A 21,084-nucleotide genomic window follows, 5' to 3' on the forward strand; every position below is an offset into this window, starting at 1 on the left:
ACGCGCCTCGCGATCCGATCTTTAGGCAAAATGCCGCGATTTGCACGACGGCCAAGCGGACAATGCTGGCTCGGCGAGGTTCGCTCCTCAGCGCGCGACCGTCAGATAGACGGGATTGCCGATCAGCAGCAACCGGCCGCTAGCGTCGCGGACATTGACCCGCACCCAGCTGGCGCCCGGCCCCATGTCGAGCGTGAAACGGCCATTGGCCGACACGGCGGCGGCGACCTTGGCGCCGTCGCGCCGTATCTCAAGGCCCGCAAGATCGGCGCCGGCGATCGTAACGACGAAGGTCACGGCCTCTCCAGGCTTGGCCGCCAAGGTCTCGCCCATCACTGCGCGGCGCTCGCCGACGCTGGCCGACAGGTCCAGCATCCGATCGCGGGTCCCGTCCAGGTCGATGAACACCCTGCCCGCCTTCAACCCTCCCAGCAGCGCTTCGGTCGACAGCCCCGCGGCTTGGATCACCGTGGCCGGACGACCGACGGCCGAGGGTTTGTCGTGCGGGATGCCGGCGTCGTGGTTGTCGCTGCCGCCGATGGCGGTGATCCGGCGGCCCTGGTTCAGCTGGGCCTCCCAGAAGGGCACGCCCGACAGGACGCCCTCGAAGCCGCCCAACGCTTTCTCGTTACCGCCGTTGGCGACCTCGATGGCCTGGACGGCGTCGAAGTCGGTGTCCTTGGCGGTCCAGCCGCAGCCCATGCAGATCTCGCCCGACGGCACGGCCGGGTGGTTGATCGAGAACACGCCGCCGGCGGCCTTCACCGCCTGTTGCAGGCTCTTGATCGTCGGCACGGTCCTGGAGCCCAGGCGGAAATCGATGAAGGCCGCGGGTCCGAAGACGTTGGCGTGACCCTGGAAGGTCGTGACCTCGCGGCCAGTCATCAGAAGCAGGCCGGGGAACGACGGCTGCAGCTCGGCCAGCGCCTGCGCCTGACTGGTGGTGTTGTGGTCGGTGACGGCGATGAAGTCGAGGCTGGCGGCCTGGGCGGCCAGCACGGTGCGATAGACCGGACACGGCGCGCGCGGCGCCTCGCCCGTCGTGCAGCCGCCATCGCTGTGGGCGGTGTGCATGTGCAGGTCGCCGCGATACCAGCCCGGCGTCGCCGCCTTGGGCAAGGTCGCCGGCAGCGGCGCGGGGTCGCGCTGGAACCAGACCTTGGCCTCGTAGGTCGCCTTGGAGTTCGGCCGCGCGTTGGGCACGCCCAGCAGCAGGGTCCATTGCCCGGCCGGCAGCGGCCCAGGCAGGTAGCTAGCCGTCGCCGCCTCGGTCGAGACGAAGAAAGCCCTCTTGTTGCCGCCGCTCCAGCCCCGGAAGCGAACAGGATCCAACAGGCCCAGGTCCACCACGGTCTTGTTCTCGCGGCCCGTGTATTCGAAGGCCACCGACAGGCGCATGACCCCGGCCGGGACCTCGAAGGTTACGGGCTTGTACGTCTGGTGGTCGGCTCCGGTGATCTCGCCGGTCAGGACGAGGTCGGGCTTGCCCGCCTCCTGGGCCAAGGCCGGTGACGCGATCAACAGCAGGACGAGGGCGAGCCAGCGAAGCATGGGCAAGGTCCAAAAAAGAATGGGCGGCCGAGGCTGCGGCCGCCCCAAGTTCAGGGGAAGTGGGGAATGAAGTCAGGCAGGCGCCCTAGAACTTGTAGAGAAGCGCCGCCTTGAAGGCTCGGCCGAACTCCGGCCGGCCGATGCCGTACAGGGCTCCGGCCTCGCCGCTGATGATCTGGCCAGCGCGGGGGTTGCCCTCGGTCAGGCCCAGCTCATTGGTCAGGTTCGTGCCGTAGGCATAGATCGACAGCTGGTCGGTGACGTTGAACCGCACCGTGGCGCCGACCAGCGTGTAGGCCGACAGCTTCGAGGTGTTGGCCGCGTCCGAGAAGCGATCGCCGTAGCGCTCGATGCTGCTCTCGACACGCAGGCGGCGGTCCATCAGGTTGAGGCCCGGCGTCAGGCGGAAGGCCGTCTTCGGCACGCGGATCAGCTGCTTGCCCGTGAAGTCGCGGGTGCGGCTGGCGGTTCCGGCCGGCGGCTTGACCTGGCAGGTCGGGTCGCTGGCCGCGACCGTGCAGGCTTCCTCGAACTTGTAGTCGCCGAACTCGGGATCCTGGATCGTGGCGCTGAAGCCCAGGTCGAACCACGAAACCGGACGCAGCGTGCCTTCCAGTTCCAGACCCAGGGTCTTGGTGTCGGTGATGCTGGTCTGGGAGACGTAGGCGCCGGTGGTCGGATTGAACACCAGGCTGCCGAAGCTCAGCGCGTCATAGGCCGTGTGGAACACCGTCGCGTAGATGTCCAGCTTGCCGGTGGACAGCTTGTAGCCCCCCTCCATCAGATCCATCGTCTGGATGAACGGCGAGGTGTTGCTGGCGTTGGTGATGTAGTCGCCCAGCGACGGCAGGCGGAACGCCGAGGTGTAGCGGGCGAACAGGCCCATGCGCTGGTTGATCCGGTAGTCGGCGCCGACCGTCCAGCCGCTGTGCTCGAATTTCTTGTTCAGGCGGTCATAGACGCCCGAGCCGGCCAGCACGGTGTCATCGGCGGGCGTGGGCGAGAGGCCCAGATTGATGGTGGCGGTGCGCTCGCTTCGGCCTTCGAACTCGATCCGCTCCCAGCGCACGCCGGCGTCGATGCGCAAGGCCGGCGTCACCTGCCACTCGTCGGTCAGATAGAGGGCCGTGGTGTTGGACTTACCGTCGCCGTTGGCGAACTCGGCGCCATAGCGGCTGATGCCGTTCTCGGTCAGGCTGGAGAGGATCTTGCCCGAGGCGTCGACGGCCACCAGGTCCAGGCGGCGGGCGTTCTCACGCACGTCCAGCAGGGTGTTGGCCGAGTAGCGGTTGAAGGCTTCCTCGACGTGGGCGCGGTAGAAGCCGAACGCGACATCGTGGGTCTGGCCGCCGAATTCGAACTTGTGCAGCAGACGGGTGTCGCTGATCAGCTCGTCCAGCGGCACCGAGACGTAGCGCAGCGAACCGTCCAGCACGAGGCCATTGCCGTTCTGGCCGGCGCCGGCCGTGTTGAACACCTCGTTGGGGTTGGTCGAGTAGCGCAACTGCACGTCGGTCGCGCCCGGCGTCGCGGACAGCAGGGCCGCGCGATACTGGGCGATGCGGGCAGCGCCGGTCACCGGCGTGTTCGGGAACAGGCCGATACGCTTGGACTCCGACGTCCGGTAGCGCAGCGTCTCCTGCAGATGCCAGCCATCGGCGATCTCGTACTTCAGCTCGGCGGTGGCCTGGGTCAGCTTGACCTCGGTGCCGCGCGACAGGTCCCAGTCGAACGGCCCCTTCGGCCCACGCAGGGTCAGCTTGTTGGTCTCCGGGCCAGACAGCGTGCCGGTCAGCGGGTCGAACCCCGGGGCGGCGCTCGGCTCGCCCTCGGCGTTGAACTTCAGCGGCACGCCGGCGAACAGGATGACGTTGTCGTCCAGATGCTTGATGTTGAAGTCGAAGCTGCCGCGCTCGAAGTCACGGCCGATCGAGGCGCGGACCTGGTAGCCCTTGTTGGCCGTGAAGCCCGGGTCGCGGATGCCCTTGTCGTCGCGCCAGAAGCCGCCGACACCCATGCGCCAATCACCGACCGGACCGCCATAATAGGCGTCGACGCGCTTGAGGCCGTAGTCGCTGCCCTGAATCTTGACGATGCCTTCGCGAACATCGCCCTTGCGGGTGATGAAATTCACCGTGCCGCCCGGGGCGTAGGAGGCGAAGATCGAGGACGGGCCGCCGCGCACCACCTCGATGCGGTCGATGGTCTCGTCCAGGCGGAACGACTGGTCGGCGTTCAGGTAGCCCAGGCCGCCGTCGTGCTGGATCGGCGCGCCGTCTTCCTGGAGGGCGATGGCTGAAAAGCCTTCCTGCGGGATGCCGCGGGCGCGGATGTTGGCGCTGGCCTCGCCGCCCGAAGCCTCGACCCAGAAGCCGGGCACCGACTTCAGCGCGTCGGCCACGCCCATCGGCGAACGCAGGCGCAGCGCCTCTTCGTTCATCGTGGTGACGGCGTAGCTGGTCGCCAAACGGGTGCGGGCGTCCGAGCCGGCGCGAGAGGTGACGATCAGTTCCTCGACCGTCGACACATCAGCGGCGGCCGAGCCGGCGGCCAAAGGGCCGGCGCCCCGCTGGCGCAGGGTGATGACCTGAGCGTTGGCGGAGGCGATCTCCAGCTCGCTGCCGTCGATCAGCTTGCGGACCGCGTCCTCGCGGCCGAACGCGCCTTGCAAGCCGGTCGTGCGGTGCTGGGCGGCCACCTCGTAGGGGAACAGGATCTGCACGCCGGCCTGGCGCGAGAAGGCGTTCAGGGCCTGGGCCGTGTCGCCGGCCGGGATGTTGAACTCCACCCGCGCGGCGGCCTGAGCCTGAGCGGCGGCCGGAACGACGGCGACCAGCGCCGTCGTGGCCAGAAGCAGAGCGCCGATGCGCGGCGTCCAAGTCTTGGTCATTGTTTTTCGCCCCTCTTGTCGTCGCCGGAAATCGGCGTCTCGCTCCGGAAGATGAAAGGGGCGCGAGAAACCTCTATCGAGATTTGAGAAGAATTCGTGACGGACCATCTTCGATGATCCGTAGACCGAAGGTCGTGCGCAGGGCTTCCAGGAAGGTTTCGGGATTGTCGGTCAGGAAACGGCCGCCCAGACGCATGGCGCCGACCTTGGCGTCTTCAATGACCAGCTTGCGAACCAGGTAGCGGTTATATTCCTCGACCGCCTCGGACAGTCTCTGACCTTCGAAAACGATTTCACCACGACGCCAGGCCTGCACCGCCTGGACCTCGGCCTCGGGCGCGGCGGCCACGGCCACCCCGGCGGCGGTGACGGCCAGGGTCTGGCGCGCGTCGGTGGCGGTTTCCACCACCGCCTGGGCCTGTCCGGCGGCCGTTACGATCGCCGCGCGGCCGGCCAGGACGATCAGGTCCAGACCCGCCGGCCGCAGGCGCGCATTGAACTGGCCAGGCGTCAACCTCGCCAGGCCCTGCTGAGTGAACAACTCGAACGGCCGCAGGACGTCCTGGGCGACGGTCAGGGCCACTTCTCCACGCCGCAGCCAAAGGCGGCGGTGCTTTTGATCGAAGCGCCAAAGCAACTCGGTATCGGTGTTCAGCTCGACCGAACTGCCGTCGGGCAAGGCTAGGGTGCGACGCTCGCCAACGCCGGTGACCGTGCGAGCGCGCAGCAGCTGTTCTCGGCCGAGATAGGCCGCGCCGGCAAGGCCGGCCGCGAGCGCCATGCCCCCGCCCAGCCAGGCGCGACGGGTCATCGCCAGCCGCCCGGATCGATGGGCGCGCGGTTCGGCGTCGCGCAAGGCGTCCAGCCTGCTCCAAGCGGCGGCGACCTCGGCGAAGGCGGCGGCGCGGCGCGGATCGGCGTCGCGCCAGGCCTCGAACTCGGCGGGGTCGGCACGGCCCGCGTCCAGACGCGCCAGCCATTCCGAAGCCTGGGCGATCAGCGCGTCTCTGTCTTGATCGCCCGTTTTCGCCATGTACCCGCTTTACTCCCGATCCTGCGGCCTTCACTCGCCGCCAGGGACTTGGTCAAGAGCATCAGCCCCTTGGCCAGATGCTTCTCAACCGTAGAGATGGACAAGTTCAACCGAACCGCTATCTGGCCCGGCGAAAGTCCCTCCATTTTTCGCAAGGTGACCACACGCCGACACTGTTCGGGCAGGCGGTCGACCGCCTCCAGCACCCTCAGCAGCTCCTCGCGGGCGCTGGTCACGGCGTGGGCGTCCGGCGCCGGGTCTGGCAGGGCTTCCATCTCCAGCACCCCGATCTGGCGAATGCCCACCACCTTGGCCCGGCGGAATCGCTCGAAGGCCAGGTTGCGGATGATGGTCAGGACGAAGCGCTCGGGCTGCTCCAGCCGTCGCCAGTCCGGGACGGCCAGCACCTTGGCATAGGCCTCCTGAACCAGGTCCTCGGCCTCGACCGCGTCGCCGGTCAGCTTGCGGGCATAGGCGCGATAGACCGGCGCGGACGGCAGCACCGCCTCGGCGAACCACTTGTCGATCTCACGTAGCCAGGCCATGGCGCCCTGTCCCGTCGGCGACCTCGCCGACTCCTTGAAGCGCTGCACTAACGAGCGGACGTGTCAGTTTGCTGACGATCGTCCCGGAAGAGACTCGCGCCGCTTGCTGGACGGCGATAGATAACCGCGTTCTGGTGGTCCAGCCTTTGGGGGAAGGTATGCATCCACACCGACCCGGATTTCGGCTCTGGACCTGCGTCGGCGTGCTGCTGGCCACGGCGGCGACCGCCCAGGCGGCCCCTACCCTCGTCCATGTCCGCGCCGGTCCCTTGCAGGACGCCCTGACCGAGCTGGCCCGCGAAAACGGTGTCGACATCCTTTATTCGGCGGATCTGGTCAGGGGACGACGGACTCCCGGGGTCAAGGGACGGCTGAGCGCCGAGCAGGCCGTCGCCCAACTGCTGATCGGGTCTGGCGTCGGCCATCGGATCACGTCCGACGGCGTCTTCGTACTGTTCGAACTGCCCAAGCGCGAGATCGCCGATCCGGGCGACGGCGCGATCTCCGAGGTGCTGGTCCTGGGTCGCCGCACCCAGAACGCCGACATCCGGCGCACCGAGAACGACATCCAGCCATACCGAGTGATCGGACCGCGCGACCTCGCCGTCGCGGCGCAGGACAACATCGATCAGCACCTGCGCGAGCGCCTGCCCGCCAACGGCCAGGTGATCTCGCCCAGCCAGAACGTGCCCTACACCGGCGCGCCCAATTCGGCGATCGACCTGCGCGGCGTGGGTCCGCAACGGACCCTGGTCCTGGTCGACGGCCGACGCTTGCCCAGCCTGCCATCGCGCGTGGCCGGGCTGGAACAGAGCGACATCAACGCCATTCCGCTGGGCGCGATCGAGCGGATCGAGACCCTGACCGCCACGGCCGGCGGCATCCACGGCCCCACCGCCATCGGCGGGGTCGTCAATGTCGTGCTGAAGCGCGGCTATCGCGGCGCGGACCTGACCATGGTCTCCGGTGTCTCCAGCCGCGGCGATGCCGGTCGCGGACGCATCGAGGCGCACCTTGGCTTCACGCCCGACCACGGACGCACGGACGTGATGCTGGCCGCGTCATATTCGGCCGCGCGGCCGCTCACCGTGGGTCAGCGCGACTATGCCCGCCGTTCGCTTGAATGGCAGGCCCAGAACGATCCGGGCCAGTTTCTGCTGCAGCGCAGGCCGGTCAACGCGATCACCGTTCGCAGCAGTCTGGGCGAGCCGCTCAAACTGGACGCCGCCTATGGCGGAACGGTGCTCAACAGCAGCTACACGTTCCTGCCGCTCGACTTCCAGGGAACCGACCAGGAGAAAGCAGCGGTCCTGGTCGCCAACGCCGGACGCCTGCCGACCGACCCAGCCGACGGCGACACATCGCTGATCTCCACGCCTAAGACCTATTCCATCCTGTTCAATGCCCGCCGCCGGATCAACGACCGGCTCGAGGCATTCGTCGACGGGCTCGACCTGCACGACGAGGCGCGGGCGACCTCGCCGAGGTATCTGGAACAGCGCAGCGTGACCCATGCCAACGCGGCCGAAAACCTGTTCGCCAACTCGGTCTACTTCTATTTCCCCCTCCCCGGCCTGACGGACCGAAAGTCGGTCGAGGTCGACGTCCGCCGCCTCACCGGCGGCCTGATCGCCACCCTACCCGGGCGGTGGCAGGCGTCCGCGGACTATACGGTCGGCCATTCGCTGCTGGAGTACCGGCGCGAGGGAATGGTCATCGCCTCCAACATCGGCAATGCTTTCTGGGACGGCTTCGTCGGTGCGCGCGGCCAGGCGCCCGTCACTCCATTGGGCGACTATGCGGGCCTGCAGTCGGCGGCCATGGCCTATGCCGTCCCATCTCGCGAGCATAGCCGACTGACCACGCGTTTCAGCAACGGGACCGTGCGCGCGGCCGGCCCGGTGGTCACCCTTCCTGGCGGTCCGCTCACGGCGACCGTGCTGGGAGAGATTCGGCGCGAGCGGATGCCCGAAACGGTGCTCGCGGGCTCGGGCGAAGGCGGACCGAGCAGGACGCCGACACCCGACCGGGTTCAGCGCGTGACGTCCGGATACCTCGAGCTTCGAGCGCCCCTTTTGTCCCGCGACTCCCGGTTCGCGCCCGCGCGTGGCCTGGAGCTTCAGTTGGCGGTGCGGCGAGACGAGGTCAGGACGACCTTTCCCGACACGCTCCTGACCGGCGTCACCAGCTATGTCCGCGCCACCGTCCGCCACCAGGCGGATGTGTTCACCGTCGGCGCCCGCGCGTTTCCGACCGACTGGTTGATGCTGCGGGCCAGCGCCGCGACGGGCCAATCGCCGCCGGACATGACGCACCTTCAGGAAATCACCATCCTGAACACGAACCCGCTCGGCAGTCCCTATACGGATCCCAAACGCGGCGGGCGAAACCTCCTGGCCGACGGCCCCTATCGGTTGGGCCGCAGCGGATGGCACGACATCGGCCAGGAAAAGGGCGTGACGCAATCGGTCGGCGTCGTGCTCAACCCTTCGGGCCGCGGCGGCCCGCGCCTATCCATCGACGCATCCCGGGTCGAGATCCATGACGAGATCGGCCTCTCCGCCCTCAATCCCCAGCAGGTGATCGACGCCGAGGAACGCTATCCCAACCGCGTCGTACGCGAGCCCCTGTCCGCCGCTGACGCCGCCCAGGGCTATACCGCCGGCCGGATAATCGTCGTCTACAGCGGGCTAGCGAATGTCGGTCGCACCGTCGCCGAGACAGTGGACTTGCAGCTCGACTGGGCGCTGCCGCCGGTCATGGATGGCGAGACCCGGTTCTACGGCGCGGCCACCTGGCAGCCGACCTTGCGGACCCGGCGCCGACCGGAACTGCCGTGGCTGGACCGCGTCGGCTTCCGAGATGGCCCGCTGGAATGGCGCGGCAATGCGGGCGTCCAATGGACGCGCGGCCCGCTGCTGATGGATCTGAACGCCCAGTACATGGGGCGCTCACTCCCGCTGTATTCCCCGTACAGCACGGTCCGCGCCCAAGGCGCGGCCTACAGCCAGGCACGGAAATACATCCCGTCGCGGATCTATCTGGACCTGACCGCCCGCCGCCGGTTTGATTTCGCGGATGGCCATGCGCTGCGGTCGCTGGACGTCCGTTTCGCCGTGCAGAACCTGCTGGACACCACACCGCCCATCGTCGCCGACGCCAACAACATGGGCTACGACTATCGTAGCGACCCGCGCAGGCGGCGTTTCGAGCTCAGCCTCTCCGGCCATTTCTAGGCCTCGCGCCCCCCGGTGAGGGTTCCGCGAAAACCTGCGTTCACCCTGGTGAAGGCGTTCGACCGAACGCCAGCTTTCCGGAGGACAGCAGGTGCTTAAGTTCATCCCCGTCGCCTTGGCGGCCCTATTTCTTTCAACCCCGGCCCTGGCCCAGGTCAAACCCTTCCCCGCCGGGTTCAAGACCCAGGAGATCGCCACCAACGGCGTCACGATCCACGTCCGCGTCGGCGGTTCCGACCCGGCCGTCGTGCTGCTGCACGGCTATGGCGAGACCGGCGACATGTGGGAGCCGCTGGCCGCCGATCTCGCCAAGGACCACACCGTGATCGTGCCCGACCTTCGAGGTCTTGGCCTGTCGTCCAAGCCCGCGTCCGGCGGCTACGACAAGAAGACCCAAGCCGGTGACGTGGCGGGCGTGCTGGCCTCGCTGAAGATCACCAAGGTCGATCTGGTCACCCACGACATCGGCAACATGGTCGGCTACGCCTTCGCCGCCGAGCATCGCGACAGCGTCCGCCGCTTCGTGCTGATCGACGCGCCCCTGCCCGGCGTCGGGCCGTGGGAAGAGATCCTCAAGAACCCGCTGCTGTGGCACTTCCGGTTCGGCGGCCCCGACATGGAGCGTCTGGTCGCCGGCCGCGAGCGCATCTATCTGGACCGCTTCTGGAACGAGTTCTCGGCCACCCCGGCCCGCTTCACCGAAGCCTCGCGCCAGCACTACGCCAAGCTCTACGCCCAGCCCGGCGCCATGCATGGCGGCTTCTCGCAATTCGCCGCCTTCGACCAGGACGCCATCGACAACAAGGCCTTCATGGCGCGGGGCAAGCTGGCCATGCCGGTGCTGGCCCTGGGCGGCGAGAAGTCGTTCGGCCCGATGATGGCGACCGTGATGCGCTTTGCCGCCAGCGACGTCACCGAAGGCGTCGTGCCCGACTCCGGCCACTGGATCATGGAAGAAAACCCCAAGGCCACCGTGGCCCTGGTGCGCGACTTCCTGGACGCCAAACCGTGAGCCGCCGTCTCGTCATCGTCAGCGCGGCGCTCCTGCTGATCGCCGGTACGGCCTCGGCCCAGGAACGCCAGGTACGTCTGACCCCGCCGGAAATCCAAGGCCTGACCCAGGGCGGCGCCACGGCCGGAACCTCTGGTGTGGCGGGCATCCGCACGACGGTGCTCTATGGCGACCCGACCAAGGCCGGTCCCTACACCATCGCGCTGAAGGTTCCGCCGAGCACCCGCATCGCCGCCCATGCCCACCGCGACGATCGCACCGCCATCGTGGTCGGCGGCGTCTGGCGCTTCGGCTACGGGCGCGGAGCGGACGAGACCCTGGTCAAGGTCCTCCCGCCAGGCAGTTTCTACAGCGAACCGGCCGGGGTCGAGCACTTCGCCATGACCGGGCCGGAAGGCGCGGTCGTCTACATCTCCGGTTTCGGCCCGACCAGCACCGACTATGTCGAGGCCGGCGACACGCCCAAGCCTTGATCAAGCGTGGGGAGCAAGGCGGACCGCCCTGCTCCCCTTCGCCGCCTCAGTGACCGACCGCGCGCAGGACGATGTCGGCGAAGCCCTCGGCGGTCGCCTTGCGGTTCCAGTCGCGCTGCAGCTCGCACGCCACCTGGATCCAGCTGACCGGCTTGCCGCCCGCCTGGACGACGCGGTCGATGCCGGCGCGGTGCGCCAACTCCGAGGTGCCGCCCACCGCGTCCACCACCGCGAAGACGTCATAGCCTTCGGCCAGGGCGTCCAGGGCCGGGAACGCCAGGCAGACCTCGGTCCACAGCGCGACCATGATCAGTTTCTTGCGGCCGGTGGCCTTCACGGCGGCGACGAAGTCCTCGTCCTCCCAGGCATTGATGGCGGTGCGGTCGATCGGCTTGGCGTCTGGCAGGACGTTGGTGATCGGCGTGATGGTCGGGGTGTTGAGGCCCGTGGCCACGTTCACCGTGGTGAGCACCACCGGCAGGCCGTACAGCTTGGCCGTCTTGGCCAGGTTGGTGACGTTGGCGATCAGCAGGCGCTTTTCCATCGTGACGATGGACGAGACCTGGACAGGCTGAAAATCGATGATCAGCAAGGCGGCGTTCTGAGGCGTCAGCAGGTGGTCGGCCAGCGGGTCGCGGATGCTCGGGGGCGAAGTCATTTTCGGTTCTCGCTCAAGGGTTTCGAGCGACGACCTGCGACGCCCACTAAGGGGGAACGCAGGCCTCCCGGAAGTCCTCAGCGCCGGGTCGAGACCAGCTCGTAGGTGTCGGCGTCGCGCGCGATCATCCGCACCGGCAGGACTTCGGACACCGAGCGGCCGAACCGCCTGGCGTCGCCGGTCTTGAAGACCCCCGTGATCCGCAGCGCCGCGACCTTGGGATCGCGAATGACGATCCGGGCCCGCGTGTAGCGGTTCAGCAGGGCGACCGCCTCGGACAGCGGCTGATCGCGAAACTCGACCACGCCCTGCTTCCAGGCCAAGGCCTCGTCCACATTGGCCGAAGTTACCTTGCCGGCCGCTCCGGCCTTGGCCGTGAAAGCCTCGCCCGGCGCGAGCCGGACCACCGCGGCGCCGGAAGCCACCGACACGCTGCCCTCGGCCAGCACCACCTGTACGGCGTTCTGGGTCAGCCGCACGTCGAACTGGGTGCCCAGGGCGGTGACCACGCGCCCGCCCGCCCGCACGGCGAAAGGATGGACGCGATCGTGAGCGACGTCGAAGAACGCCCGGCCATTCAGCAGGCGTACATCGCGCCGGCCGCTCGCGAAGGCCACGTCCATCGCGCTGCTAGCGTCCAGCGTGACCCGCGTGCCGTCCGGCAGGTCGACGATGGATTTCTGGCCCTTGCCGGTGACGTAGTCCGGACGACCGACGGCGGCCAGGGACGGCGCTTCGGCGACCTGAACCGGCTTGGCCGCGCGACCAAACCAGCCTTGCTGGGCGCCCAGAAGCAGTGTCGCCGACACGGCCGCGACGACGATCGACGCCGCGATCAGGCGCGGCCACCAGGGCTTGGAGACGGGCTCGGCTCCGGCCTGCCGGGCCGCCCTCGCCATGGCGGCGATCAGGTCGCTGTCGTCGGCGTCGTCGAAGATCGTCCACATTTGACGCGCCTGGTTCCAGGCGTCGCGGTTCTCCTGGCTTTCGTCCAGCCAGGCCGCGAACTGCTCGCGCTGGGGCGACTGGTCGAGGTCCTCGCGGGCCAGCCATTGGGCGGCGACCTGGGCCGGGGTCAGGGCGGCGCGGCTCATCGGGCGCCTCCCGCATGGGCCATCAGGTGCTCGATGGCGCGGACCATGTGTTTTTCCACCGCGCTCACCGACAAGCCCAGCCGGGCAGCGATCGCCTGATGACGAAGGCCGTCGATCCGGCGCAGCAGGAAGATCGTGCGCGTGCGTTCGGGCATGGTCATCAAAGCGGCCGCGGCGGCATTCAAGGCCTGCTTGCCGGCATAGATGCGCGCGGGGTCGAAATCCTGTTCGCCGCGAAGGTCCGGATCCAGCGCCACATGCTCGTCCGCATGCCGGACCGTGCGGCGGCGATAACGATCGGCCAGCACGCTGGCCGCGGTCTGGAAGATGTAGGCGCTGGCGTGGTCGGTGTTGTCGGGCGTGCCCCGCACGGTCAGACGCAGGAAGACCTCCTGCACCAGGTCCTCGACCTCGCCGGCGTTGCGAACCCGGCGACGGAAGTAGGCGGCCAGGGGTCCGCGCATCGCCGCCGCCTGTCGGGCGAAGGCGTCCGCCCGCGCGGCTGCATTGGAGGCGTCGGAAGCGTCGACCATGAGCCCCTCTCGCGCCATTCCCATCAGAGACTCCGCCGCCTGTCCAACGGCCAACGGATGCTGGCTTTCGAGAGGGCAGAACGCAGGCTTGGACGAAATCCTCATCCGGTCGGTGAGGAAAGTCCCGGCGGGCCGCCGCCCCAGCCCCAAGCCGATCAGGCGGGGCGCCGCTGCTCGTCGAGCCATAGCGTCAGGTCAGCATAGGCCGGCATGTCGGAAAGGATGTGACGGGTCAGGCGCTCATAGTGCTGGATGAAGACGCCTATCTCGTCGTCGCTCATCGTCCGAGCTACCTCGCCGACGCGGCGGCGCAGGTCGTGTTCCTGCTGGATCCGCCAGTCCCGCACGATCTCGAAGCCGGGCGCGGCGAGGAGGACTAGCCGGTCGATCCGCGCGAAGAGGTCGGCATAGTCGGTGTCCAGGGCCAGGTTCACGAAGCGCCGCCAGGTGGCATGCGGATCGCGCTCGGCTTCCAGGGCGTTGACCGGCGCTATCAGGGCCGCGTCATCCTGAGCGCGCGCGCCAACGCACCAGCCCTCGAAGATCAGGACATCCAGCGGGCCATTCACCAGCGTTCCGGTCGGCGCGGGATCATCCATGGCCTTGTCGAAGCGTGGCAGCACCACGTCGGCGCCGGCGCGGATGGCGTCCAACAGGCGGACGCCCAACGCGGCGTCATGAGTCCCTGGGACACCGCGCGTCGCGAACAGGGGATGGACGATCTGGCCCAGCCGCGCGCGCTCCGCACGAGAGAGATAAAGGTCGTCCAACGAGAGTATCGCCGCCCGCAGGCCCTTCGCGGTCAGACGCGCCCTCAGCCCCCCGGCCAGGGTCGACTTGCCCGAGCCTTGCGCGCCACAAACGCCCAGGATGAACGGTCCGTCGCTACGCCAGCCCTCCAGCGCCTCCTCGACAGCGTCAAGCGACGCGGTCAAGAGGTGGCTTCCCGTCGAAGAAGGCGTCGAGATTGTCGGCCGCCCGCATGCCCATGGCCGTGCGAGTTTCCAGGGTCGCGCTGCCCAGGTGCGGCAGCAGCACTGTGTTGGGCGCGGCCAGGAGCAGCGGATTGACCTTGGGCTCGCCCTGATAGACGTCCAGGCCCGCCCCGGCGATGACGCCGTCGGTCAGGGCCTGGGCCAGGTCCGCTTCATGCACGACCGAGCCGCGCGCGGTGTTGATCAAGATCGCCGTCGGCTTCATCCGCGCCAGAAGCGCGCCATCGATCAGGTGATGCGTCTCAGCCCCGCCGGGCGTGTGCAGCGACAGTACGTCCGAGACCGTCGCCAGGCCTTCCAGACTTTCGTGATAGGTCGCGCCATCCTCATCGGTCGCGCGCCGACGACTGTAATAGGCGACCTCCATGCCCAGCGCCGCCTTGGCCCGCAAGGCGGTGGCGCGGGCGATGCGGCCGTAGCCGACCAGGCCCAGGGTCTTGCCGGCCAGCGACTGGCCCAGCAGGTGCGTCGGCCGCCAACCGGCCCACTGCCCGGCCCTTAGTTCGCGCTCGCCCTCCCCGGCGCGGCGGCTGGTCATCAGCATCAAGAGCACGGCCAGTTCGGCGGTCGCGTCGGTCAGAACGTCGGGCGTGTTGGTCACCACCAGGCCGGCGGCCTTGGCGGCCTCCAGGTCGATGTGCTCAAAGCCCGCGCCATAGTTGGCGATGATCTTCACCCGCGCGCCAGCCGTGCTCAGCACCTCGGCGGGCATCTTGTCGGACACGGTCGGGCACACGGCGTCGTACTCGCCCATCGCCGCTCGCAGTTGGGCGAGCGTCATCGGCGTGTCGGTCGCATTCAGCGTCACATCGTAGCGCGCTGTCAGGCGCCGCTGGACGACTTCGGGCCAACCGCGGCTGATCAGGATCTTCGGCTTCATCGTTTCAACTCAGATTGGATCCCACTTCCGTAGCGGTCCTGGACCGGCGCGACCAGGGTCAGGCCGGGCCGAACCACAGGGTCGGCTCGCTCAGCAGGCCCGACGGCAGAGGCTTGAGCTCACCCATGTTCTGCGGCTGGAAGCGGTCGCCATAGACATCGCGCAGGGCCCTGTAATCGGTCGGCGGACGCCCGGCCAGGCTGTTGATCGCGGTGTTGTAGACGCGGATTTCCAGCCGGTTTCGTCCCGCTTTCAACCAGCGCCTGAGATCGAGTCGGAATGGCGCGCACCAGATCGCGCCGGCCCGCTGGCCGTTGACGAACACCTCGGCCGCGTCGCGAACCGGCGCGTCGTACTGGGCGTAGTAGCCGGGGCCCTTGCGCTCGTTCGCCACGCCTGGCCCGCCCTGCCCCAGGTCGAGGGCGATCACCGGTGAAGCCAGGTCCGCCGCCGTCAGCTCGATGTCGCGGCTGTAGGTTCCCTGGCCGGAATAGTGCTGAAGCGACGGGTCATCGGTCCACGACCCGAGCGCATCGCGGGTCTTCGTGCCGATCTTCACGCGCCAGCCGCCGGACAGGGACAGGCTGCGGTCGTTGGCCAGGGCCTCTTCTCGCGGCGCCGGCAGGTCGTGGCCGAAAACGAAGACCCGCGATTCGAAGGGCGCCAGGCGAACCTCGCTGCCCGGCTTGAAGCTGTCGACGACGCCCGTCACCGGATCCCAGGCCTGGCCGACCCGGTCGGATACGCCGAAAGCCAGCGGCGCGACGACTGGCGCATTGGTGGTGTTGGCGACGAAATAGAGATCCCCGCCCGCCAGGCGACGGTGGACGTAGCCGACGCCCTTGGGCGCGTGGCCAAGATCGGGCGGCAGGAGGCCGTTGAGCGCGCCGACCAGTCCCGCCTCGTCCGTGACGGCCGCGCGCCTGGCGCCGAACACCGCCTTCGACAGCGCGGCGACGCGGCCGCTCTCGGCGTCCTTCAGGCCCGGAGCCTTGGAGGGCGGCGCGCCGACCGCGATGACGATGCCGCCTGCTTCGGCGAAGGCGCGGATGCGCTCATAGGCTTCCGGCGCGATGCGCTCGATGTGCGGCAGCAGCAGGACGTTGTAGCGGATCCCCCGCCGCAGTATGGCGTCGCCGTCGATCAGGTCGAAGTTGTAGCCCCCATCGATCAGACTCTCGAGGATGGCGGCCGGGAAGGTCTTGCGCAGCACGTCGTTGATCGAAACGTCCTTGCCCGGCTGGAAGCCTGACATGATGTCCTCGGTGGGCACGTACAGGGCCACGTCGGCGACGTTCTCGCCCTGGCGCAGCAAGTGGCTCAAACGCTGGAGATACAGGTTCACGTCGGCCATCACCGGCCACCACGGATTGTGGTCGTTGAACACCGCCGCCGCGTAGAGCGCCCAGCCGGGCTCGGCGACCTTGGGCGGCGAATAGGGCCAGCCATGGACGATGACCTGGTTGACGCCCTGCAGCATCAGCACGTCGGCCTCGGCCTTGATGTCCAGCGGCGTGGCCCGGAAGGCGCCCTTGTGCAGCCAGGTGAAGCTCTCGGCCGAGGTGACGGCCTGGCCGTACAGGTGATTGGCCGAGCTGGCCCAGCGGGTCGAGGTCGCGCTCCGCCATTCCGCGCCCTCGCCCTCCGCCAGGTCGACCAGGCGGTTGGAGGACAGGGTCACGGCCGGCGTGCCGTAGGTCTGCGAGCGGAACAGAGTCTGGCGCGACTTGGCCCAGGCGCTGACCTGGGACAGGTAGTGCTCGTTGACCAGCTCAGAGAGGGTCAGTCCCCAGTCGTACCGCACCCCGGCCGCGTGGTCGGTGTCGTGGAACAGATCCAGCAGATATGGTGTCAGGTCATAGCCGCGACGGGCCTTGAACTCCGGCAACAGGTCGTCGGTCCAGTTGGCGCCGTAGACCTCCAGGCTGTCGCTGAAGATGGCGTGCGGACGATCGTCGCCGAACGCCGCCAGCAGCGGCTCGCCAACGGTCTCGAGATGCTTGCGGACGGCGTGGGCATTCAGGTGATCCAGCACGAAGCCCTCGGAGCCGACCGTCGGGCGCTTCACCTGCTGGCGTGTGCGCGTCTGCAGGATGAGGTAGAGCGTCCGGTCCGTCGAAGCCTTGGCGAATGCCGCGCGGGCGCCGTTGATCGTGGCGGGCCGGGCGTCGACCGGCGAGGTCCCAACAAAGGCGGCGACATAGCGCTGGCCCGGCTCGAGCGCCGGCAGGTCCACGGCCTCGGCGCCGCCGGGCGCGGGCAGGTCCTGCTTGATGATGCGAGCGGCGGCGTGCTCGGGATCGATGTGCGGTCCACCGAAGGGCCAACCGGAGCCCAGGGTCATGTCAGCGCGCAGCCCTTCCGCCCGGCCGGTTCGCGCCGCGACGGCGACCATGTCGAGGAAGTCCTTTGACAGATACGGCTTGTTGCGGATGCCCAGCTTCGGATCGTCCAGTGACAGGGGATAGACCGGCTGGATCTCGAAACCGCCGAAGCCGCCGGCCTTCATCGCCTTGATCTCGCGGACGATCTCGTCGGCCTCGACGGCGCCGCCGAACCACCACCAGCGGGCCATGGGCCGACTATCGTCCGGCGGATGGACGAAGCTGGCGGCCAGCCGCGCCAGGCCAGGCCGCTCCGCCGCCATCGACGGTAGGGCGGCGAGCAAGCCCAGTGCGCTGGCGCCCAGCAGGAATCCACGACGTGTCGCCGGCATGGCTGAAACCCCACGGACCGGCCTCGCGGGAGGCCGGTCCTGTCTTGAACTCTAGAACGTCGCGATCAGACCGACATAATAACGACGGCCCAAATAGGTCGTGTCGTAGACGTAAGGCGTGCCGTTGCCGATCTCGCGGTAAGCGTCCGGCGTGAAGCGCGACATGCTGTCGTCGAGCAGGTTTTTGCCTTCGGCGAACAGCTGGATCCGCTTGTTCAGCTTGTATGAGGCCCGCGCATCCAACGACTTGGTGCCGATCTTGAAGATCGGCGAGACGATCTTGTAGTACGAGGTCGTCGTTCCGCCCCCGGCGGCCGGGATGCGGTTGATGCCCGCCACCTCCGTGCGATCGTAGTACATGTCACGGCGTTGGTAGGCCACGCGCGCATTCAATCGGCCATCGTCGTACCAGAAGTTCAGATTGTAGGTGAAGCTGGACTGCTTGGCTGGCGGCAGCGCCTTGCCCGAGAACAGGTCGATTTCCGTATTGGTCTCGTTCGACTCCGTTTTCGCATAGTTGAAGCCGGCGCCGGTGTACTTCAAACGCCAGGGCAGGAAGGTGAAGGCCGTACGGCCAGCGACTTCGAAGCCCTTCTGCTTCAGGCCGCTGGGGCCATCGCGATAGGTGCTGACGGTGTAGGTGTCGCCCTGGATGTCGTAGTTGTTCACCGTGGCGGTGTCGGGATAACCCGACTTCACGTCGATCGCGAAAAGGCCAACGCTGAGTTGGGTGTCGGGGTTGGGATACCACTCGGCCGACAGGTTCTGGGTCGTCGCCGCATAGCCTTTCAGTTCCGGATTGCCGATGCGACCCGAGCAGCTGTTCACCGCATCGCCGCGGATCGTGCCAGCCGCATCGTCGTCGTCCACGCTCGGGTCGTTGAACTGACCGGGATACTGGGCGATCAGCTTCTCGAGCGCGTCCCGCGTCGCGGCGTCTATCTTCCCGCAAGTCGCGGCCGAGGCGCCGGTCAGCTGCAGCATGCTGGGCCGCGCGCGCTGCTTGGCGATCGAATAGCGGACGACGAACTGGTCCTCGATCGGCCACAGGGCGAGGTTGAGACTGGGGAGGAAGTCGTTGGAGGTCCGCTTGATGTCGGTCATCTGCCGAGAGACGAATGTGCTGGAGATGACGTTGTTGGGGTCGACGATCTGTCCGGCGTTGAGGGCCGCCAGGGTCGCCGGGTCTATGGTCAGCTTGTTGATGATGATCGACGGCTGGCCCGACACGTCCACCTTCTGGTAGCGAACACCGAAATTGCCCATGAGCGGCATCCAGCCCAACCGCGTCTCGAAGTCGATCATGGCGTAGGCCGAGGTGGTCTTCTCGTTGGTCGAGTATGACGGGCGATCGTAGGTTTTGCCGTCCGACGCCTGGCAGCGATACAGACAGTCGGGATTATGGCGACTGAGGTCCGCGGACTGCCCCAGCTCCTTGAAGAAGGTCTGGAAGTTGTACGCCGACCACGTGTCGAGCAGGTTGCCGCGCCCCGGCATGCCGCCGAAGAACTGGCCGCCCGGAATGTCCTGCAGGCTGTTGCTGATCAGCGACTGATACTGATCCTGGGTCAGGGTGTGGACGCGGTACTGCTGATCCTGCACCGTGGTGCTGGCGCGGTTGGCCGTGCCGAACTGGCAGGGCGCCGAGGCCGGCGCCGCCGACGGCAGGCAGAACTGGACGAGGTCCAGGCTGCGGGCGCGATACAGCGTGACGCCTGGCGCGATATCGAAGCCTGCCTCGCGCCAGGTCGTGTTGTCGTGGTCTCGGCGTTGGATGCCGAACTTGAAGGTCCTCACCGGCCCGAAGTGGTCGAACTCGCGCGTGACGTCGATCTGGTAGTTCAGCTCGCTGCTCTTGTCGGCTTGAGGCGTGTATTCCAGCTGCGAGGTCGCGCTCAGGCCGTTGGCGCCCAGGACAGGATAGTAGGCGGCGGCGCTGGTCAGATCGACCGAGGACGGGGTCAGGATCGTCCAGAGACCGTTCTCCGGCACCATCTTGAATGTCGCCTGGGGGATCGAGGCCACGAAGCTGAAGGCCTCGTCCTCGCGCTTGCCCTTGGCAAGGCCGTACTGGGCGCGAGCCTTGACGATCCAGGGGCCCTTGTTGAAGTCAGCGCCGGCCTGGAGATAGTGCTGCTGGTCACGACGCTCGATGTAGCGGTCCTGAGAGGTCCAGTTCAGGGTCGTCGCGCCGTTGCCCCGGATCAGATCATACTGCGTGACGTAGTGGTTCGGATTGACCGTCACGTTGCGCATGTTGGTCGTCAGGACGCCAGCCGTGCTGGTTGTCCCGGTGGGGCTCGCGACGCTGAGATTGAAGGCGTCGGAATCCTGCCGGAGAATGTTGGGGTTGTAAGAGGCGAAGACGGTCAGGTCGTTGTTGACTCGGAAGTCGGCGCGGAACTGGGCCGAATAGCGCTTGTCCTGCCGCACGCCTCGGCTGAAGCGGACCAGTGACGGGACGAAATCCTCGAACTGCGCATAGCAGTTCAGGCGGGAGTCCGCCTGGTTGGCCGCCGGCGCGGGCAAGGCCGCGCAGCCGGCCTTGCTGGTCACGGCCGCGGCGATCGGGTCGAACGGCGTCGTGAAGCTCTTGCCCGCCGCGTTGTCATGGTCGCCGAGCGGCAGATAGCCGGCCTGCTTGTCCGAAACCCGCGCGGTGTCGATAACCGCGCGCGCGTCATCATAGGTGAAATTGACGAGGACCCCGAGACGGCCGTCGAAGAACTTGCGCGTGGCGAAGCCGTTAATGCGCGGCGTCCATTTACTTTCCAGGGAACTGTTCTGGTACTGGACGTTCAGTTTCACCATCGGCTTGGAGAAATCCAGGCCGCCGCGCTGTTCGATCTTCACCGTGCCGCCGACGCCGCCGGGCGTCATGTCAGCGGTCTGTCCCTTGATCACGTCGACACTCTTGATCAGGTCAGACGACATGTCGCCGAGGCTGGTCACGGAGCGACCGTCCTGGCTGCGGGTTGACAACATCGACATGCCGTCGACCTCGACGCGCACGAGGTCGGCGCCCTGGCCCCGAATGGAGAATCCGCCCTGTTCGCCGTCGTCGGCGACATCCAGAGCAACCCCGGCGATGCGGGCGACGGCCTCGCCAACGTTCTTGTCGGGGAAGTTGCCAATGTCGTCGGCGACGATCGAGTCCTGGTTGGTGGCTGCGCGTTTCTTGCGCTGGATCGCCGACTGCTCGGCCTTGCGCGCCCCGACCACGACGATCTCTTCCACCTGCTCGCTGGCGGCCGGCGTCGCGGCCGCGACGGCGACGGCCTGAGCGCGGACGGCGGTCGCGGCCCCGGTGGCAAGCGCCAGGATCGACGCGCCGACCATCAGCTTCACAGCGACGGCATCTGTGTTCTTCGAGAGTTTCATGTTGTTCCCTGCCCCGGCCTTTCGGCCTTATTTCTTCGCGTCTCGATGGGCGCGCCGTGTTTTCACGGTCACGCCCACAGGTCTTCC

Annotated in this window: 14 protein-coding genes; 3 read left to right on the plus strand and 11 right to left on the minus strand. The window is 67.8% G+C overall.

All coding sequences use genetic code 11. The features are described from left to right. Positions 1-87: 87 nt before the first annotated feature. The 4 genes from ACW173_RS20845 to ACW173_RS20860 all read right to left on the minus strand — a co-directional run bounded on the left by ACW173_RS20845 (position 88) and on the right by ACW173_RS20860 (position 6,019). Positions 88-1,551 carry a CehA/McbA family metallohydrolase gene (locus tag ACW173_RS20845; protein ID WP_492081973.1) on the minus strand — a complete coding sequence of 488 codons (1,464 nt, stop codon included), beginning with the start codon at positions 1,549-1,551 and terminating at the stop codon, positions 88-90. Positions 1,552-1,636: 85 nt separating this feature from the next. Continuing rightward, positions 1,637-4,441, minus strand: a complete 2,805-nt coding sequence (locus ACW173_RS20850; RefSeq protein ID WP_492081974.1) for a TonB-dependent receptor — start codon at positions 4,439-4,441, stop codon at positions 1,637-1,639. 73 nt (positions 4,442-4,514) lie between these two features. After that, positions 4,515-5,474 carry a FecR family protein gene (locus ACW173_RS20855; RefSeq protein ID WP_492081975.1) on the minus strand — a complete coding sequence of 320 codons (960 nt, stop codon included), beginning with the start codon at positions 5,472-5,474 and terminating at the stop codon, positions 4,515-4,517. Beyond that, positions 5,438-6,019 (minus strand): RNA polymerase sigma factor, encoded by a 582-nt coding sequence (locus ACW173_RS20860; protein ID WP_492081976.1) that lies wholly within the window; start codon positions 6,017-6,019, stop codon positions 5,438-5,440. Before ACW173_RS20860 ends, ACW173_RS20855 begins: the two co-directional genes overlap by 37 nt. 158 nt (positions 6,020-6,177) lie before the next feature. Here ACW173_RS20860 and ACW173_RS20865 point away from each other — a divergent pair, with 158 nt between their 5' ends. From ACW173_RS20865 to ACW173_RS20875, 3 genes are all read left to right on the plus strand, one after another. Further along, on the plus strand, positions 6,178-9,255 hold the full coding sequence (locus tag ACW173_RS20865) for a TonB-dependent receptor (protein WP_492081977.1): 3,078 nt from the start codon (positions 6,178-6,180) through the stop codon (positions 9,253-9,255). A gap of 91 nt (positions 9,256-9,346) precedes the next feature. Beyond that, positions 9,347-10,267, plus strand: a complete 921-nt coding sequence (locus ACW173_RS20870) for an alpha/beta fold hydrolase (protein ID WP_492081978.1) — start codon at positions 9,347-9,349, stop codon at positions 10,265-10,267. Further along, positions 10,264-10,740, plus strand: coding sequence for a cupin domain-containing protein (locus ACW173_RS20875; RefSeq protein WP_492081979.1), 477 nt, complete (start codon positions 10,264-10,266; stop codon positions 10,738-10,740). The genes ACW173_RS20870 and ACW173_RS20875 overlap by 4 nt, the downstream gene beginning before the upstream one ends. 46 nt (positions 10,741-10,786) lie before the next feature. On the opposite strand, the gene ACW173_RS20880 is transcribed toward ACW173_RS20875, so the two are convergent. From ACW173_RS20880 to ACW173_RS20910, 7 genes are all read right to left on the minus strand, one after another. After that, a complete protein-coding gene (locus ACW173_RS20880) occupies positions 10,787-11,398 on the minus strand; it encodes a hydrolase (RefSeq protein WP_492081980.1) in 612 nt (203 codons plus the stop codon). A gap of 77 nt (positions 11,399-11,475) precedes the next feature. Then, the gene (locus tag ACW173_RS20885) at positions 11,476-12,492 is read right to left on the minus strand and encodes a FecR family protein (protein WP_492081981.1); all 1,017 of its coding nucleotides are present in this window, start codon (positions 12,490-12,492) and stop codon (positions 11,476-11,478) included. Then, positions 12,489-13,025, minus strand: coding sequence for an RNA polymerase sigma factor (locus ACW173_RS20890; RefSeq protein WP_492081982.1), 537 nt, complete (start codon positions 13,023-13,025; stop codon positions 12,489-12,491). Before ACW173_RS20890 ends, ACW173_RS20885 begins: the two co-directional genes overlap by 4 nt. Before the next feature lie 155 nt (positions 13,026-13,180). Continuing rightward, positions 13,181-13,960, minus strand: a complete 780-nt coding sequence (locus tag ACW173_RS20895; protein ID WP_492081983.1) for a kinase — start codon at positions 13,958-13,960, stop codon at positions 13,181-13,183. After that, the gene (locus tag ACW173_RS20900; protein WP_492081984.1) at positions 13,944-14,900 is read right to left on the minus strand and encodes a 2-hydroxyacid dehydrogenase; all 957 of its coding nucleotides are present in this window, start codon (positions 14,898-14,900) and stop codon (positions 13,944-13,946) included. Before ACW173_RS20900 ends, ACW173_RS20895 begins: the two co-directional genes overlap by 17 nt. Before the next feature lie 58 nt (positions 14,901-14,958). Then, positions 14,959-17,616: a glycosyl hydrolase gene (locus ACW173_RS20905; protein ID WP_492081985.1), complete on the minus strand. Its 2,658-nt coding sequence runs from the start codon at positions 17,614-17,616 to the stop codon at positions 14,959-14,961. A gap of 51 nt (positions 17,617-17,667) precedes the next feature. Beyond that, positions 17,668-20,997, minus strand: coding sequence for a TonB-dependent receptor (locus ACW173_RS20910; RefSeq protein WP_492081986.1), 3,330 nt, complete (start codon positions 20,995-20,997; stop codon positions 17,668-17,670). Between the last annotated feature and the right edge of the window lie 87 nt (positions 20,998-21,084).

The organism is Caulobacter sp. ALps2 (assembly GCF_058681635.1).